We start from the raw sequence: 15414 nt of genomic DNA on the forward strand, positions 1-15414 counted from the left end.
GGGGGGTGTGGGGGTTGGTTGTTTGCGGCGGGTGTGCCCGGCGGGGTTTGGTTGGGGGCCGCCGCGGGCCGCGCCTCGGGGGGGGGGGGTTACGGCGCGACCAGCCACAACGCACCCGCAGCCGCCCACCACCCCAGCCCGGCAGACGAGTGGACGACTGGACGCGCCCCACCTCAGAGGTACTCCGCGTACGCGTCCAGCACCCCCAGCACCTCCGCCTCCCCCGCCGGAGGCAACTGCACCACGACCTCCTCGATGCCCAGCTCCGCGTAATGCGCGAGCTTCCCCGGCGTCGGATACACGGCGTACGGAACCACCTGAAGCGCCGCCGGGTCCCGCCCGGCGTCCGCCCACACGCCCCGCAGCACCGGCAGCGACTCGGTCAGCCCGCGTCCCCCGATCGGCAGCCACCCGTCGGCATACTCCGCGATGTGTGCGAACAGCTTCGGCCCGGCGGCCCCGCCGACCAGCGTGCGGGGACCGGCGACCGGCCCACGCGGCTTCTGGACCGGCTTGGGATACGCGGACGACGCCCGTACGCTCCCGAACTCCCCCTCGTAGGCGGTCGGTTCCTCCGCCCACAGCGCCCGCATCAACGCCATCCGGTCCCGGCCGAGCTCACGCCGGTCGCGCCACCGCACCCCGTGGTCCGCGGCCTCCTCGACGTTCCAGCCGAAGCCGACGCCGAGGGTGAAGCGGCCGCCGGACAGGTGGTCGAGGGTGGCGATCTGCTTGGCGAGGTCGATCGGGTCGTGCTGGGCGACCAGGGTGATGCCGGTGCCGAGGCCGAGGCTCTCGGTGACGGCGGCGGCCTGGCCGAGGGCGACGAAGGGGTCGAGGGTACGGCCGTACTCGCGGGGCAGGTCGCCGCCCGCCGGGTACGGGGTGGTCCGCTCGACCGGGATGTGCGTGTGCTCGGGCAGGTACAGCCCGGCGAACCCGCGGGCCTCCAGCTCACGGGCGAGCCGGACCGGGGCGACGGTCTCGTCGGTGAGGAAGATCGTGACGGCTATGCGCATGCCCCATCTGTACCGGGAGTGGCTCGATCTGTCCATACCGACCGGTCGGCATCACACGCCCCGCCTATCACACGGCTATGCACATGACATACGGACGCCTGTGGATTCCCTGTCCTTCCGGGGGAGTTCACGTCGGAAGGGGAGAGTGAGCGGCATGTGTGAGGACACGCACGGCATCGGCAGACGCGCACTGTTCGTGACGGGCGCCGCGGCAGCCCTTACGTTGGGACCCGTGAGCTTCGCAGCGGCGGACGGCAAGGACGACGGGACCCAGGAGACGACGACCGTGCGCGGCACCCTGCCGCCCGGCTCCCCCGACTTCGTGTACGTACCGGTCGAAGTGCCCACCGGCGTACGGGAGATCAAGGTCTCCTACACCTACGACAGGCCGAGCGTCCCGGCCGGCACCACGGGCAACGCGCTCGACATCGGCATCTTCGACCAGCACGGCACCGAGCTGGGCGGCAAGGGCTTCCGGGGCTGGTCGGGCGGCGCGCGCACGGAGTTCTTCGTGCGCGCCGACGACGCGACCCCCGGCTACCTCCCCGGCCCGGTCGGAGCCGGCACCTGGCACATCGCCCTCGGCCCGTACACGGTGGCCCCGCAGGGCCTGTCGTACGAGCTCACGATCACCCTCACCTACGGCGAACCCGGCACCCCCGTCCGCCCGGTCTACCCGCCGTCCCGCGCGAAGGGCCGCGGCCGGGACTGGTACCGGGGCGACTGCCACCTCCACTCCTGGTACTCCGACGGCCGCCGCACCCCCGCGGAGATCGCGGCCCTCGCCCGCGCCGCCGGCCTGGACTTCATCAACTCCTCCGAGCACAACACGCACTCGTCGCACGCCCACTGGGCGGACCAGGCCGGCGACGACCTGCTGATCATGCTCGGCGAGGAGGTCACCACCCGCAACGGCCATGTCGTCGCCCTTGGCACGGACCCCGGGACCTTCGTCGACTGGCGCTACCGGGCCCGCGACAACCGCTTCGGTCACTTCGCCCACCAGATCCACAAGGCCGGCGGTCTCGTCGTACCGGCCCACCCGCACGCCACGTGCGTCGGCTGCGCCTGGAAGTTCGGCTTCGGGGAGGCGGACGCGGTCGAGGTGTGGAACGGCCCCTACACCCCCGACGACGAGGTGGCCCTCGCCGCCTGGGACGCGGCGCTGGTCGCCTCGGTGCGGGACAACCGGCAGTGGCTGCCGGGCATGGGCAGCAGCGACGCGCACCGGGACCCGGACGTCGTCGGCTCGCCCCAGACGGTCGTCCTCGCCGACGACCTGTCCCGCGAGGCCGTCCAGGACGGCCTGCGCGCGGGCCGTTCCTACATCGCGGAGTCGAAGAACGTGACGCTGGGCTTCACGGCGACGGGCGGCCGCGGCGAACAGGCGGGCATCGGCGAGCGCCTCGCCGTCGCCCCCGACACCCCGGTGACCGTCCGCCTGGAGGCATCCGGCGTCCCGCGCTGCACGGTCCGCTTCGTCACCGACCAGGGCGTCCTCCTCACCAGCGACCCGCTGCCGGTGGCCGGCTCGGGGGCGGTGGAGTGGCGGACGACGCCGTCGTACGCGGCGTACGTCCGCGCGGAGGTCCGCCACGAGACGGCGGCCGGCCCCGTCCCCGGCGCCCTGGCGGCACTGACGAACCCGATCTTCCTGGGGACGGCGGAGCGGTGACTCCGGCCAGGTACCGCCCCGTCGGGCGGTACCTGGATCCGGCTTCGGGTGGTGGTCAGCCGAGCTTCTGGGCCGGCCCCACGGACAGGTAGGTCGTGGCCCACCGCGTGTCCGGCTTCGGGAAGCCCGCCTGCCGGAATTCCAGGACGGTGCTGGTGCCGGGGTCGACGATCAGGCGGCTGCGCATCTTCGGGCCCTGCCACTCCACAGCCGTACCCTGCCGTCCCACACTGTCCTTCACCGGGCCGACGAGGTGCACATCGTCCATCCCGGCCAGGATCTCGAACAGCGCCGCGCGCAACGCGGGGCTCGCCGGTGAGCCGGCGATCAGGTTCACGATCCTGTTGTAGAGGGAACCGGTCGAGCCGGAGCCGCTTCCCGCGTCCCCGAGCAGGCGGGTCTTCAGGGCCGCCGGATCGGTGGGCAGTTTGTCGAGATCGTCCCAGGTCAGCCTGGTCTTCCCGATCGTCCAGACCATCCCACCGGGGAACTTGCAGATGCTGTTGTGGCAGATCTTCGTCTCCTTCCCCGGGACACCCGGGAGGTAGGTGGCCGTCCGGCTGTACCAGGTCGTCTGGACCTGGCTCCCCCTGCCATTGACCATGCCGGTGGTACGCACGCGCACCTTCCAGTACGGGGCGTCCGCGGCGGACTTGTCGCCGTCCGCCGCCATGGCCGCGACGCGGTTCAGGAAGGCCGCCGCGTTGGCGCTCGCGGCCGGGGTACCGCCGTCGACCGAGACCGTCGGGTAGACGAGGACGGTGGCCGTGACCGCCGCGACGGCCAGGGCCGCTCCGACGAACCTTCGCCGGACCCGTCCGCGCGGCGGCAGCGGGACGGCGTCCGCCGTGTCGCGGGCCACCGCCTCCGCCACGGCGGCCCGCGCCGCGGCGACGGCCGATGCAGTCGGCGGCTCCACCCGTCCGGCGGCCGTCAGGGCGTCCGCGCCGGGGAAGTCGAGGAGGTCGAACTCGGTCGTGGTCATGCGAAGTCTCCCGTCCGGTCGAGCGAGCTGGGGCTGGGGCCGGTCGCCGCGAGTGCCTCGCGCAGCCGGGCGCGGGCGCGGTGCAGGCGGGATCTCGCGGTGCCCGGGGGAATGCCGACCACGGCCGCGGCCTCGGTCGGGGTGAGCCGTTCCCAGGCGACGAGAAGCAGCAACTCGCGCTCCACATGGGGCAGTCCGGCGATGCTGTGCCGCAGGAACGGCGCGACCGCCGCCGCGTCCAGCCGTTCGTCGACCCCCTGCCACGGGTCGGTGTCGGCACGGTCGCCGGGCGTGCCCGGCCCCGGCTGTTCCCTCCCGCCCTGCCGCCAGTGCGCGGCGAGTACGTTCCTGGCCACCCCGAACAGCCAGGTACGGGCCGTACCGCGGGCGGCGTCGAAGGTGCGGCGGCTCGCGTAGGCCTGCAACCAGACCTCCGCCAGCAGATCGTCGGCGACGGCGGGCGCGCGGCGGGTCAGATAGCCGTGCAGTACACCGGCGTGCCGCTCGACCAGCGGCTCGAAGGCCGCCGGATCCCGGGCCGAGCGGGTGAGCAGATCCTCGTCGTCCGAGTCGTCCGGTTCCATCGGGTCCCCTTCCGCGGCCACGCTCTCGCGACCACACCCCTTACTTGTCGGGAACGGGCGGGAGCGTTCGTCCGGCACCGAATGCCGTCCGTCGGCCGCGCCTCGTCCACACCGCGGGACGACCCGGCCTGACGCCCCCGGGCGACAACGGCTCCAGCCGGGCGCACCGGCTGTGCGGCTATCGTGGCGGGCCGGCGAGTCCTCGGCCGATGGTGCGGGCCGCCCCGCGGAGGGCGCCGTCGACGCGGTCGTACGGCGTGCTGCTGGGCAGGGTGACGAAGACCGCCGCCACCGTCAGGCCGTCCCGCAGCACCGGTGCGGCGAAGGAGAGTTCGCCCAGTACGTACTCCTCGTGGGCCGTGGCCAGGCCGGTCTCCCTGATGCGGATCAGCTGGGAGCCGAGGGTGCCCGGGGCAGTGACCGTGTGGCGGGTGTGGCGCCGTACGTCCGCCGGCGGGCCGTGGCCGTGGGCGAGGAGGATCTTGCCGGCCGCCGTGGCGTGCAGGGGCAGGCGTTCGCCGCTGACCAGGCACAGGGCCGCGCCGTCGGAGGGGACGGCGATGTCCGCGTGGCCGCCGGTGCGGGAGGTGAGCGTGCGCAGGGCGGGGAGCGAGAGGCCGAGCAGGCCGCGCGGGCAGGGAGCCGCGGCACCGAGGGCGCGGATGCGGGTGCCCAGGCGGTAGGAGCCGTCGGCCGCCCGCTCCAGCCCGCCCCACGCGACCAGCTCCCGCACCATCCGCAGCGCCGTCGGCACCGGCAGCCCGGTCCGGCGGGCGATCTCCGTCAGGCGCAGCGTGGCCGGCGCGCCCACGAACGCGTCCAGCACCGAGAAGACCCGCCCGGCAACGCTCTCGGCCATTTCGCCCCCGCGTTTTCATCCAGTGAAAGTCCGGCGTTGTCGCCGCACCGCACGCTCCGCGAAGGTCAACGCATGACTCTCGACCTCTCTTCCGACGAGCTCCTCTCCACCACCCGGGCGGTCCGTCACCGCCTCGACCTCACCCGGCCCGTACCTCGCCGACTACTTGAGGAATGCGTGGACCTGGCGGTCCAGGCCCCGACCGGCCGCAACCGCCAGCGGTGGCACTTCGTGATCGTGACCGACCCCGAGCGGCGGGCCGCGCTGGCCGAGGTGTGGCGCGACGGGGTGCGCATGCCGGGCGTCTCCGCCCCCGTCCCCGAACGGGACGTGCGCCGGGCCGACGTGGCGCACATGGAGCGGGTGTACTCCGGCGCCGCCCATCTCTACGAGCACATCCACGAGGTCCCGGCGATCGTCGTGCCGTGCGTGGAGGGCCGTACCGACGACGCGTCCGTCCTGCAGCAGGCCGGCACCTGGGGCTCCATCCTCCCCGCCGTCTGGAGCTTCATGCTCGCCGCCCGCGCCCGCGGCCTCGGCAGCTGCTGGACCACCGGCAACCTCGTCCACGAGAAGGAGTCGGCCCGCGTCCTCGGCATCCCCTACGACGACGTCATGCAGGCGGCCTTCATCCCGGTGGCGTTCACTCTCGGCACCGACTTCCGCGCGGCCCGCCGCATCCCGAGGGAGGAGGTGCTGCACTGGGACACCTGGTGAACGGGGCAGCCGCATACGTGTTCCGCCGACCCCGCCCCGGCCGGCGCCCGAGTGGCCCGGGTGGGTGCTCCCGCGGCTACCGGCGGCCGTCCTGTCAGCGCTCGCTGCGCCGCAGTGCGCGACGCTCCTTGCCCGGCAAGGAGGCGGCCAGCTCGCCCACCGGGGCCACGTCGTGGCCGTTGCCCTCCCGGCCGCCCCGGCACCACCAAACCGGCGGGCCCTCCGCGTCCGTCGCACCCGGGTACCAGTCGGCGGCGGTTCCCGCGGGACGCACGTGCACTCCGGTCTTGTGTACCCAGCAGACCGGCCAGACCTGCCAGAGCAGCTCCATGACGGTCTCCTGCGCGGCGTCCGCGACCACGGTCAGGACCGTGTCCGCGTCGTCCGGCTCCAGCGGGTCGCCCTCCTCCGGGTCGTGCGCGTTCACCTGGTTGCCGTGCCAACGGCCGTCGGGCATCGCCACGTAGACCCGTCCCCTGTCGACTCCACCCGTTCCACCCGTGGACGGGGACTGCTGAGGCGGTTCGGCCATCAGTATCAGCGCGTCCTGCCCCGGCAAGGTCGCCGTCACGTCGCGGTTGACCACGGCGAGCGCGGCCTCCAGCTTCGGCCACTCTCCGGGCTCGGCCGGCCGGGGCTCCGGGAGAGGCTGCCGGTGCCGACCAGGACCGACGGGCTCGTACAAGAAGTAGCTCACCGGGGCATCGTCCCATTCGCGCACTCCCTCACCAGGGTGCGGGTATGCGGTGAACTGCCGCGAAAACCAGGTGCCGCAACCGCTGCGCCTCCCTACGCTTCCCGCCATGGACAGCACCGGGGCCACGGGTCTCGTCAACGTCGTGGACGTCGAAGCGACCTGCTGGGCCGGTTCCCCGCCGCCCGGCGAGGTCAGCGAGATCATCGAGATCGGGCTGACCGTCGTCGACCTGGCGGCCGGCGAGCGCCTCGCCCGGCACCGGATCCTGGTGCGGCCCGCCCGGTCCACGGTCGGCGAGTTCTGCACGGAGCTGACCGGCCTCACCCAGCCCGAGGTCGACCAGGGGGTCGCCTTCGCCGAAGCGTGCCGGCTGCTGGCGGCCGACCACCGCGCGGGCGCCCGGCCGTGGGTGAGCTGGGGCGACTACGACCGCCACCAGTTCACCCGGCAGTGTCAGGCCACGCGGACGCCCTACCCTTTCGGCCGCCGTCACACCAACGCCAAGGCGGTCTTCACCGAGGCGTACGGTCTGCGCAAGCGCCCCGGCATGGCACAGGCCCTGGAGATCGCCGGACGGCGGCTCGAAGGCCGGCACCATCGGGGCGAGGACGACGCCTGGAACATCGCGGCCCTCGTGCTGCACCTCTCTGAGCAGGGCCTTTGGCCGGCCCCGGTGGAACACCTCGCCTGACGGGTGGAGGGGGAAGGGGCTGCCATGGGGGAACTGGCGGAGCTTGCGGAACGGGTCGCACTGATCGACGCGTGCGTCGAGCCCATCGCGAGGGGGCCGGTGGATGTCACCGACCCCGACTGGGTGCGGACGATGCGGGAGGGCCCGCATCCGCTGGACGAGGCGGGGATCCGGCCGGAGGCCGAGGCGGCCCTGAGGGAGGTGCTCTCCCGCTACGAGGAGGGCGACGACGGCGTCCGGGCCGACCTGCGAGCCCTCCTGGAGCGGTGTCGCTGGTTCGGCTGGGCGACGACGCTGCCCTTGGAACCGACCCCCCAGGGCTTCCGGCGGCGGCTGCTGGAGATGTCGGTCGAGGACCAGGGCCTGGACACCCGGGACATGATGGTCGCCCTGAACGATCTGTGCGGGCAGGCCATGGACGCCGGGGTCGACATCCGGCCGCTTCTCCTGGACGTGGCCGGACTCTCCAGTGACGTCGACAAGTACGGGATGGGTTCCACGCGCCACATCCTGCTCCGGGCGGCCGGACGGGAGCCCAACGGCCTCTGGTGATGAGCCCGGGACACGAAAACGGGCCGCCTTTCCCGGTTGGGAGCGGTGAGCGGGCGGAAGAACTGCTCAGTCCACCACCTGTGGATCACGGAAGTAGTACACGACGGTCACCCCCATGCCTGGGGTGTGCGTGTATACGACCGTGATCGCCTCGGCCGAGTCACGGACGAGTGGCGTGGTGTACGTGTACTCCACGGACGGAGGCCGCCACCCAGGGATCTCGCGGCCCACCGCCGGATCGCGGGCGATTGCGGCGAGCGCCTCCCGGACCAGTTCCCGCTCCCCTTCCGTCAGGTCGCCGAACGCCTTCCTGGCGGGCTCTCTTCCAACGGGACTTCGCTCACGCGCCGCCGCCTCCGGCTCGCGCGTCTTCCAGCGCCGTCATGATCTCGGGCGAGTTTCTGATCAGGACCCGGTGCCGGTAGGCCCGGACCACGGCTGCGGCGCCGGCGAAGTCGTTGGTCGGAGATGCTCCTATGGCGGCCGCCAGTTCCTCCTCGAAGCGCTCGCGGTCGCCCGGGAAGCCATAGCGGCTGAGCGCACTGCGCAGGTCGTCCACGGTCCGGATCTCCGGGAGGGGCATCGCTCCCCAGCCGTGCTCGGGCTGTGCGCTCATGATCAGCTCCTGACGGACGGACATCGCTCCACCTCCCAGTATGGCCCTGGTCACCACGCCGCCGCCCCGCCTCCGCACTCGGCCCACAGCAGCTTGCCGAGCTCACGGAGTTCCGACGCACCCCAGGTGTCCGCGCAGGCCCGCACCAGTGGGAGTCCGCGGCCGTGCTCGGCGTCGGGTGGGGGCGGCGGCGCGGGCGCGTTCGAGAAGCCGGGCGGAACGTGCGGGTCCGTGTCCCAGACGGCCACGCGGAGACGACCGGGCTCGGCCGAGCGGAGGCGGAGGGCATAGGGCCCTTGTGTATGACAGTGCGCGCTGGCCAGCAGTTCCGCCGCCACGAGTTCAGCGGTGGGGGGTGAGCTCAGGCATCTCATGCGCGGCGAGAATCAGTCTCAGGGTGCCCCGTGCGATACCCGGTGCGCGTGGATCGTGCGGAAGGTGCAGGGTGCAGTTCCAGGACGGGGATACGGTGACCATCGGAAGTCTCCGGTCGCTGAGGGGAGTTCGACAGGTGCCTGGTGTCTGTGCCGTGGCGTCCCACGGTGCGCTTCCAGGTGGGGCGCCCAGGAATGACGACAGAGGTACCGCAAAGCAGCTTTGCGAGCTTTCGAAGGATCTCGGCCTCATCTCCCTCGTGTGAGTGACAAGCTCGCTGTACGTCCGCCAGGAGGAACACTCATGACGCCAAGGCCCGCGCCGACGGCCCGACGCGTCCGACTCGCCACCGAGCTGCGCAAACTCCGTGAACGGGCAGGACTGACCTCCACCGAGGCCGCACAGATGCTCGGTACCAGTTCGGGTCAACTCAGCAATGTGGAGTCAGCCAGGTTCGGAGTGAGCCCCGACCGCATCCGGGCGATGGCCCACATCTACTCGTGCACGAACCAGCCCTACATCGACGCCTTGGCGGGCATGGCCGCGGAGAAGACGCGTGGCTGGTGGTGGGACGCCTACCGCGAGGTACTTCCGTCGGGGCTGCTCACCCTCGCCGAACTGGAGCACCACGCGACGGCCATCCGCACCGCCTTCACCTCACACGTTCCGGGCATGCTCCAGATCAGTGAGCACGCCCGGGAGATCTTCAGCCGGGCGATCCCGACTCCCACTCCGCCGGAGGTAGAGCACCGGGTCTCACACCGCATCAAGCGCCAGGACGTGGTGTTTCGGGAAGACCCGAATCCGTACAGCACCGTGATCCACGAAGCGGCCCTGCACATGCGGGTCGGTGGTCGACAGGTTGCCCGGCAGCAGCTCAGACACCTGATCGACATGAGCCTGCGGGATCACGTCACCCTTCGGGTGCTTCCATTCGACGTCGGGGCCTTCCCGGGATCAGGCCAGTCCATCAACTACCTCTGCGGACCCGTGGCGGAGCTGGACACCGTGCAACTCGACCAGTTCCACGGTCCTGTACTGCTCGACGCCGAGGCCCACTTGGAGAAGTACCGACGCCTCCTGGACGTCGTCGAAGTCACCGCCCTCAGCCCTCCGAAGTCCCGGGACCTGATCCACGCCATCATCCAGAACCTGTAAAGGAGCCGGTATGTCCACGCGCCGCTGGCGGAAGTCGTCGTACTGCCAAGAAGGCGAGGCTTGCGTCCACATATCCGCTACCTCCACCGCCATCCGACTCGCCGACGCCGACCCGCCCCGAGCCGTGGTCACCGTCCGCGCCGAGGCCTTCAACGCCCTCATCGACCTGCTGAAGTCACCCGCCGGACACTGACCCCGCCGTTCCCCCGTCCGCCAGGTCCGCGACGACCGCCGCGTGGTCCGACGGCCACACCCCGTCGACCGGGCCGTCCCCGGCCCGCCGTACGGCCAGCACCGTGCCGAGGCCGCCGGGGCCGGCCGGGGCGCCGACGTGGATGTAGTCGACGCGGACGCTGGGGCCGAGGCCCGGCGCGACGTACGGGTTGGTGTTGTCCCAGGTGGCGGAGGGGGCGGCCGGGTCGGCGTACTCCCAGGCGTCGAAGAAGACCTGGCCGGGGACCAGGGGCGCGGTGCGGGTCCCGCAGAAGCGGCGGATCTCGTCGGAGTCCGGCCAGGCGTTGAAGTCACCGGTGACGACGGGCGGGAAGCCGGTGCCCGCGCGGTGGGCGGCGACGAACTCGGCCAGGGCGGTGACCTGTTGGACGCGTACGGCCGACAGGTGCAGTTGGGAGGTCAGGTGGACGGTGAAGAAGGGGACGGGGTGGGCGGGGGCCGCGAGGCGGGCGTAGAGCGCGAGGCGGCCGTCGTCGAGTTCCGGTGGCGCCGGCAGGCGCAGCACCTCGGTCTCCACCACCGGCCAGCGGCTGAGCACCGCGTTGCCGATCTCGGTGCCCGGCTCCCCGATCCGCCGCTGCCAGCGCTCGGAGGCCGGGGAGGCGGCCCAGGCCCAGTGCAGGCCGAGTTCACCGGCGAGCCACTCGGCGAGGTTCTCGCCGTCCGTGGCCCACACCTCCTGGAGGCCGACCACGTCCGGCCGCAGCTCGCGCAGCACGGCGAGGATCGCCTTCTGCCGTTCGGCCCAGGGCCCGAAGCGCCACCACAGGTTCCAGGTCACGATCCGCACGGGCCCACCGTCTCTCGTCGGACAAGCGTGAGAGACATTGAAGGGCATCGTCGTCACCGGAGTACGGCAGAACGGGAGACCGAGGAACCATGTCCGAGCGCAGATTCCGTGCCACCACCGCCTTCCAGCGGTACATCGCCAACCCCTTGACCCGGCTGATGCCCTTCCAGACCCTGCTGGAGACCACCGGACGCGTCTCCGGGCAGCCGCGGCGGACGCCGCTCGGCGGGCGGCGGGTCGGGGAGAGTTTCTGGCTGGTGTCGGAGTTCGGGACGAAGTCCCAGTACGTGCGGAACATCCAGGCCGACCCGCGGGTGCGGGTGCGGATCGGCGGGCGGTGGCACCACGGCACCGCCCACCTGCTGCCCGACGACGACCCGGTCGCCCGGCTGCGCACCCTGCCCAAGGGCAACAGCATGGCCGTGAAGGCGCTGGGGACGCAGCTGCTGACGATCCGGGTCGACCTCACGGACTGAGGGGGGTCAGGCCGCCTTGTAGAAGGCGTACGTCGCCGAGTACGGCACCGAGATCTGGTCCGTGCCCGTGCACGCGGCCGCCGGGGCCACGCCGCCCTCCGTGTCCAGGCGCTGGACGTAGGTGACGCCCTCGAAGGTCCCGGCGCCGCGGGTGGCCGTGGCCTTCAGGAGCAGCTCGGGGACGGCGCCGTCCTTCGCGGACGTGGCGATCGCGGAGGCGTTGACGGCGCTGCCGTCGACCGTGGAGACCCAGACCGGGCCACGGGAGTGCAGGGCGACCGGGCGGTGGGCGCGGTCCCTCTTGTCGGAGAGGGTGGCGGCGGGCTCCAGGAGCTTCCAGGCACCGTCGGTGCAGGTGTAGGTCTGCACGCCGTGCGCGGAGTAGACGCCGGTCAGCTTGTTGCCGTCGGGCACGGCGAGCGCGGCGGGGGCGTGGACGGCCGGGAGGGCGGCGGGCTTCGCGGACGCGGCCTGGACGGCCGTCGTGCCGAGCAGGGTGGCGGCCGCCGCGGCGGCGACGGCCGTGGTGGTCAGGACGAGTCTCTTGACGTGCTTCATGAAGGGGGGTCTCCGAACGGGATCCGTGCGTGTTCAGGGAAGGGGGCGGTCAGGGCCGGCAACCGGAAACCTGCCGTCCCCCCTGCACCCCGGACGCTACGGACTCGTCCCCCGCGAGCGAAACACCTTTCGCCTTCTTTGCCCTCCCGTAATACCCCTTACGGCCCCAACGGGCAGTCGTCGCGCACCTTTTGACATAACGTCACCCCGGCCAGACGATCGCCTGCACCTCGCTGTAGGCGTGCAGGGCGTAGGAGCCCACGTCACGGCCGACCCCGCTCTTCTTGAACCCGCCGAACGGCGCCTCCATGTTCCGGCCGACGGTGTTGATCCCGACGCCGCCCGCCCGCAGCCGCCGGGCCACCCGGAAGGCACGGGCCACGTCGCCCGACCAGACGTAGTCGATGAGGCCGTAGTCGGAGTCGTTGGCGAGGGCGATGCCCTCCTCCTCGTCGTCGAAGGGGACGACGGAGACCACCGGGCCGAAGATCTCCTCACGGGCCGCGCGCATGTCGTTGGTGCAGTCGGCGAGGACGGTGGGCGAGACGTAGAACCCCCGCTCCAGCGGCGGTCGTTCGCCGCCGGCCACCACCGTCGCGCCCTCCTTCCTGCCGAGTTCGACGTACGACTCGACGCGCGCCCGGTGCTCCGCGCTGATCACCGGCCCGACCACCGTGTCCGGCGCGGCCGGGTCGCCCACCGTCAACCGGCCCGCGTACCCGGCCAGTCCGTCCACCAGCCGTTCGTACAGGCCCCGTTGCACCAGCACCCGGGTGGGCGCCGTACAGATCTGCCCGCTGTAGAAGGAGAAGGTGGTGCCGATCCCCGCCACCGCCGAACCGACGTCCGCGTCGTCGAGGACGACCGCCGCGCCCTTCCCGCCGAGCTCCATCAACTGCCTTTTCATGTCCCGCCCGCACACCTCGGCGATGCGCTGCCCGACGGCCGTGGAGCCGGTGAAGCTCACCATGTCGACGTCCGGGGAGGCCACGACGGCCTCGCCGACCCCGACGTCCCGCCCGGAGACGACGTTCACCACGCCCGGCGGGGCGCCCGCCGCCTCCAGCGCCTCCGCCATCCGGTAGACGGAGAGGGGGTCCTGCGGGGCGGGCTTCACGACCACCGTGTTGCCCATCGCCAGCGCCGGCGCGACCTTGCCCGCCGGGTTGGCCCACGGGTTGTTGTACGAGGTGATGCAGCTGACCACCCCGACCGGCTGGCGCACGGCCAGCGCCCCCATGACCCCGGCCTTCCCCATCGGCCCGGCCTCGTTGATCTGCGGCGGGATCGCCCACTCGGCCGGTTCGACGGTCGCGTACCGCCGGAACCGGGCCGCGGCCACCCCCACCTGCATCGCCCGGGCGGTGCCGGTGGTCGCGCCCGTCTCGGCGCGGGCGAGGTCCGCGTACGCGCCCAGCCGCCCGCGGATGATGTCGGCGGCCCGGCCGAGCACCGCCGCCCGCTCCCCCGCGGGCGTCCGCGACCAGGCCCCGAACGCCTCCCGGGCGGCCGCACAGGCGGCCAGCACCTGCTCCCGGGAGGCCTCCGGCGCCCAGCCCACGGTCCCCTCGGTCGCCGGGTCGACGACCTCGTAGTGCCCGTCGTCGGGGTCCACCCACCGCCCCCCGACGAACAGCCGCTGCCCGTCCGCCCCCGCATTCACCGGGTGCTCACCGTCCTGGTGTCCCGCCCGGACCGCAGCACCCTCCCCGGTACGGCACCGCTCACCACGTCGTCCCGGATCGCCTCGACGCCGTTGACCCAGACCGCCCGCACCCCGATCGCCTTCGAGTCCAGGCGCGGACTGTCTCCCGGCAGGTCGTGCACCAGGGTGGCCTGGCCGGCGGCGATCCGCTCCGGGTCGAAGAGCACGAGGTCCGCATGCCAGCCCTCCGCGATCCGCCCTCGCTCCCGCAGCCCGAAGAGCCGGGCGGGATCGTCGGTCAGCATCTTCACGGCCTGTTCGAGCCCGAGCAGCTTCCGGCCGCGCAGACAGTCCCCGATGAACCGGGTGGTGTACGGCGCCCCGCACATCCGGTCCAGATGCGCCCCCGCGTCCGACCCGCCCAGCATCACGTCCTCGTGCTGCCAGGTCTCGGCGCGCAGTGCCCAGGAGGCGGGGTCGTTGTCGGTGGGCATGGGCCACAGGACGGTACGGAGGTCGTCGGCGGCGCAGATCTCGACCAGGGCGTGGAAGGGGTCCTGGCCTCGCTCCTGTGCTATGTCACGTACCACCCGGCCCGACAGCCCGGCGTTCGCCTCGCTGTACGTGTCCCCGACGACGTACCGCCCGAAGTCGGCGAGCCGCCGGAAGACCCCGGCCTCCTTGCTGTTCGCGCGCTCCGTCATCTCGGCCCGTACGTCCGCGTCGCGCAGCTTCTCGATCCGATCCGGAACCGGCAGCCCGAGGATCGGACCCCATCCGGGGATGAGGTTCAGCGCGCAGAAGGTCCCGAGCGACATGTTCATGGGCGTGAGGATCGGCATGGTCAGCGCGACCACCCTGCCGCCCGCCTTCCGGGCCCGCTCGCTGGCCTGGAGCTGCCGCGGCACCCGCTCCGGCACGGCGGCGTCGACCGTCAGCACGTTCCAGTTCAGGGGCCGCCCGGCCACCGCGCTCATCTCGGCGAACAGCTCGATCTCGGCGTCGCTGAACTGGTCGAGGCACCCGGCGACGATCGCCTCGATCTGCGTCCCCTCGTGCTCCCCGACGGCCTTCGAGAGGGCCAGCAGCTCGGCGGGGAGCGCGTGCCGGGAGGCCACCGGCTGCCCGTCCCCGTCGGAGTGGGTGCTGGACTGCGTGGTGGAGAACCCCCACGCGCCGGCGTCCATCGCCTCGTGCAACAGCCGTACGATCTCGGCCAGTTGCTCCTCACTGGGCTGCCCGCCGACCGCGTCCGCCCCCATCACGTACCGGCGCAGCGCACAGTGCCCCACCATGAACCCGGCGTTGACGGCGATCCGCCCTTCGAGGGCGTCCAGGTACTCCCCGAAACCGCTCCAGCTCCAGGGCGCCCCCTCCTCCAGCGCGACCAGCGACATGCCCTCGACCTTGGACATCATGCGGCGGGTGTAGTCGGCGTCGGCGGGCCGGGCGGGATTCAGCGGGGCGAGCGTGAAACCGCAGTTGCCGGCGGCGACGGTCGTCACCCCGTGGTTGAGGGAAGGGGTGGCGTAGGGGTCCCAGAAGAGCTGGGCGTCGTAGTGCGTGTGGGGGTCGACAAACCCAGGCGCCAGCACCAGCCCGGCGGCGTCCTCGCTGGTACGGGATTCCTCGGCGACAGCGCCGATGACGGCGACACGGCCGTCACGGATACCGACGTCGGCGACGAAGCCGGGTGCCCCGGTCCCGTCGACGACCGTCGCCCCCTTTATGACGTGATCGAGCATGAACCTTGCCTCCTCGGCAAGCGCTGCGGTGACCGACC

The 15414-nt window shown here is 72.4% G+C and carries 19 protein-coding genes; 7 read left to right on the top strand and 12 right to left on the bottom strand.

Features of this window, described 5'->3' with window-relative positions:
- Positions 1-173: 173 nt before the first annotated feature.
- Positions 174-1019 carry an LLM class F420-dependent oxidoreductase gene (locus tag ACFWPQ_RS18680; protein WP_384035416.1) on the bottom strand — a complete coding sequence of 282 codons (846 nt, stop codon included), beginning with the start codon at positions 1017-1019 and terminating at the stop codon, positions 174-176.
- 154 nt (positions 1020-1173) lie between these two features.
- Between ACFWPQ_RS18680 and ACFWPQ_RS18685 the strand changes: the two genes are divergently transcribed.
- Positions 1174-2694 carry a CehA/McbA family metallohydrolase gene (locus ACFWPQ_RS18685; RefSeq protein ID WP_384035419.1) on the top strand — a complete coding sequence of 507 codons (1521 nt, stop codon included), beginning with the start codon at positions 1174-1176 and terminating at the stop codon, positions 2692-2694.
- 55 nt (positions 2695-2749) lie between these two features.
- Here ACFWPQ_RS18685 and ACFWPQ_RS18690 read toward each other — a convergent pair whose 3' ends face one another.
- The 3 genes from ACFWPQ_RS18690 to ACFWPQ_RS18700 form a co-directional block, all read right to left on the bottom strand.
- Positions 2750-3679: a CU044_5270 family protein gene (locus ACFWPQ_RS18690; RefSeq protein ID WP_384035422.1), complete on the bottom strand. Its 930-nt coding sequence runs from the start codon at positions 3677-3679 to the stop codon at positions 2750-2752.
- Positions 3676-4263 (bottom strand): RNA polymerase sigma factor, encoded by a 588-nt coding sequence (locus tag ACFWPQ_RS18695; RefSeq protein ID WP_384035425.1) that lies wholly within the window; start codon positions 4261-4263, stop codon positions 3676-3678. The genes ACFWPQ_RS18690 and ACFWPQ_RS18695 overlap by 4 nt, the downstream gene beginning before the upstream one ends.
- A 178-nt stretch (positions 4264-4441) precedes the next feature.
- Positions 4442-5122, bottom strand: coding sequence for an IclR family transcriptional regulator (locus tag ACFWPQ_RS18700; RefSeq protein WP_384035428.1), 681 nt, complete (start codon positions 5120-5122; stop codon positions 4442-4444).
- 72 nt (positions 5123-5194) lie between these two features.
- Between ACFWPQ_RS18700 and ACFWPQ_RS18705 the strand changes: the two genes are divergently transcribed.
- Positions 5195-5839: a nitroreductase family protein gene (locus tag ACFWPQ_RS18705; protein ID WP_384035431.1), complete on the top strand. Its 645-nt coding sequence runs from the start codon at positions 5195-5197 to the stop codon at positions 5837-5839.
- 94 nt (positions 5840-5933) lie between these two features.
- On the opposite strand, the gene ACFWPQ_RS18710 is transcribed toward ACFWPQ_RS18705, so the two are convergent.
- The gene (locus ACFWPQ_RS18710) at positions 5934-6536 is read right to left on the bottom strand and encodes a hypothetical protein (RefSeq protein WP_384035434.1); all 603 of its coding nucleotides are present in this window, start codon (positions 6534-6536) and stop codon (positions 5934-5936) included.
- A gap of 106 nt (positions 6537-6642) precedes the next feature.
- Here ACFWPQ_RS18710 and ACFWPQ_RS18715 point away from each other — a divergent pair, with 106 nt between their 5' ends.
- Together ACFWPQ_RS18715 and ACFWPQ_RS18720 are read left to right on the top strand one after the other, a co-directional pair.
- The gene (locus tag ACFWPQ_RS18715) at positions 6643-7227 is read left to right on the top strand and encodes an exonuclease domain-containing protein (RefSeq protein ID WP_384035438.1); all 585 of its coding nucleotides are present in this window, start codon (positions 6643-6645) and stop codon (positions 7225-7227) included.
- A 24-nt stretch (positions 7228-7251) separates the two neighbouring features.
- Positions 7252-7779, top strand: coding sequence for a hypothetical protein (locus tag ACFWPQ_RS18720; RefSeq protein WP_384035440.1), 528 nt, complete (start codon positions 7252-7254; stop codon positions 7777-7779).
- Positions 7780-7845: 66 nt separating this feature from the next.
- Here ACFWPQ_RS18720 and ACFWPQ_RS18725 read toward each other — a convergent pair whose 3' ends face one another.
- The 3 genes from ACFWPQ_RS18725 to ACFWPQ_RS18735 all read right to left on the bottom strand — a co-directional run bounded on the left by ACFWPQ_RS18725 (position 7846) and on the right by ACFWPQ_RS18735 (position 8643).
- A complete protein-coding gene (locus ACFWPQ_RS18725) occupies positions 7846-7974 on the bottom strand; it encodes a hypothetical protein (protein ID WP_384035443.1) in 129 nt (42 codons plus the stop codon).
- Between the two features lie 145 nt (positions 7975-8119).
- The gene (locus ACFWPQ_RS18730) at positions 8120-8419 is read right to left on the bottom strand and encodes a hypothetical protein (protein ID WP_384035446.1); all 300 of its coding nucleotides are present in this window, start codon (positions 8417-8419) and stop codon (positions 8120-8122) included.
- Positions 8420-8445: 26 nt separating this feature from the next.
- Complete coding sequence (locus ACFWPQ_RS18735) at positions 8446-8643, bottom strand: hypothetical protein (RefSeq protein ID WP_384035449.1); 198 nt, start codon at positions 8641-8643, stop codon at positions 8446-8448.
- Between the two features lie 430 nt (positions 8644-9073).
- Here ACFWPQ_RS18735 and ACFWPQ_RS18740 point away from each other — a divergent pair, with 430 nt between their 5' ends.
- Together ACFWPQ_RS18740 and ACFWPQ_RS18745 are read left to right on the top strand one after the other, a co-directional pair.
- Positions 9074-9928: a Scr1 family TA system antitoxin-like transcriptional regulator gene (locus ACFWPQ_RS18740; protein WP_384035451.1), complete on the top strand. Its 855-nt coding sequence runs from the start codon at positions 9074-9076 to the stop codon at positions 9926-9928.
- 10 nt (positions 9929-9938) lie between these two features.
- Positions 9939-10121: a DUF397 domain-containing protein gene (locus ACFWPQ_RS18745; protein WP_384035454.1), complete on the top strand. Its 183-nt coding sequence runs from the start codon at positions 9939-9941 to the stop codon at positions 10119-10121.
- On the opposite strand, the gene ACFWPQ_RS18750 is transcribed toward ACFWPQ_RS18745, so the two are convergent.
- Positions 10104-10952 (bottom strand): endonuclease/exonuclease/phosphatase family protein, encoded by an 849-nt coding sequence (locus ACFWPQ_RS18750; RefSeq protein WP_384035457.1) that lies wholly within the window; start codon positions 10950-10952, stop codon positions 10104-10106. The two genes, ACFWPQ_RS18745 and ACFWPQ_RS18750, sit on opposite strands and share 18 nt — an antisense overlap.
- An 89-nt stretch (positions 10953-11041) precedes the next feature.
- Here ACFWPQ_RS18750 and ACFWPQ_RS18755 point away from each other — a divergent pair, with 89 nt between their 5' ends.
- The gene (locus ACFWPQ_RS18755; protein ID WP_384035460.1) at positions 11042-11428 is read left to right on the top strand and encodes a nitroreductase/quinone reductase family protein; all 387 of its coding nucleotides are present in this window, start codon (positions 11042-11044) and stop codon (positions 11426-11428) included.
- A gap of 6 nt (positions 11429-11434) precedes the next feature.
- On the opposite strand, the gene ACFWPQ_RS18760 is transcribed toward ACFWPQ_RS18755, so the two are convergent.
- From ACFWPQ_RS18760 to ACFWPQ_RS18770, 3 genes are all read right to left on the bottom strand, one after another.
- The gene (locus tag ACFWPQ_RS18760) at positions 11435-11986 is read right to left on the bottom strand and encodes a DUF3455 domain-containing protein (protein ID WP_384035462.1); all 552 of its coding nucleotides are present in this window, start codon (positions 11984-11986) and stop codon (positions 11435-11437) included.
- 202 nt (positions 11987-12188) lie between these two features.
- Positions 12189-13649, bottom strand: coding sequence for an aldehyde dehydrogenase family protein (locus tag ACFWPQ_RS18765; RefSeq protein ID WP_384035465.1), 1461 nt, complete (start codon positions 13647-13649; stop codon positions 12189-12191).
- Positions 13646-15376, bottom strand: a complete 1731-nt coding sequence (locus ACFWPQ_RS18770) for an amidohydrolase family protein (RefSeq protein ID WP_384035467.1) — start codon at positions 15374-15376, stop codon at positions 13646-13648. The genes ACFWPQ_RS18765 and ACFWPQ_RS18770 overlap by 4 nt, the downstream gene beginning before the upstream one ends.
- Positions 15377-15414: the final 38 nt, after the last annotated feature.

Source organism: Streptomyces sp. NPDC058464 (assembly GCF_042721035.1).
Classification (GTDB): domain Bacteria; phylum Actinomycetota; class Actinomycetes; order Streptomycetales; family Streptomycetaceae; genus Streptomyces.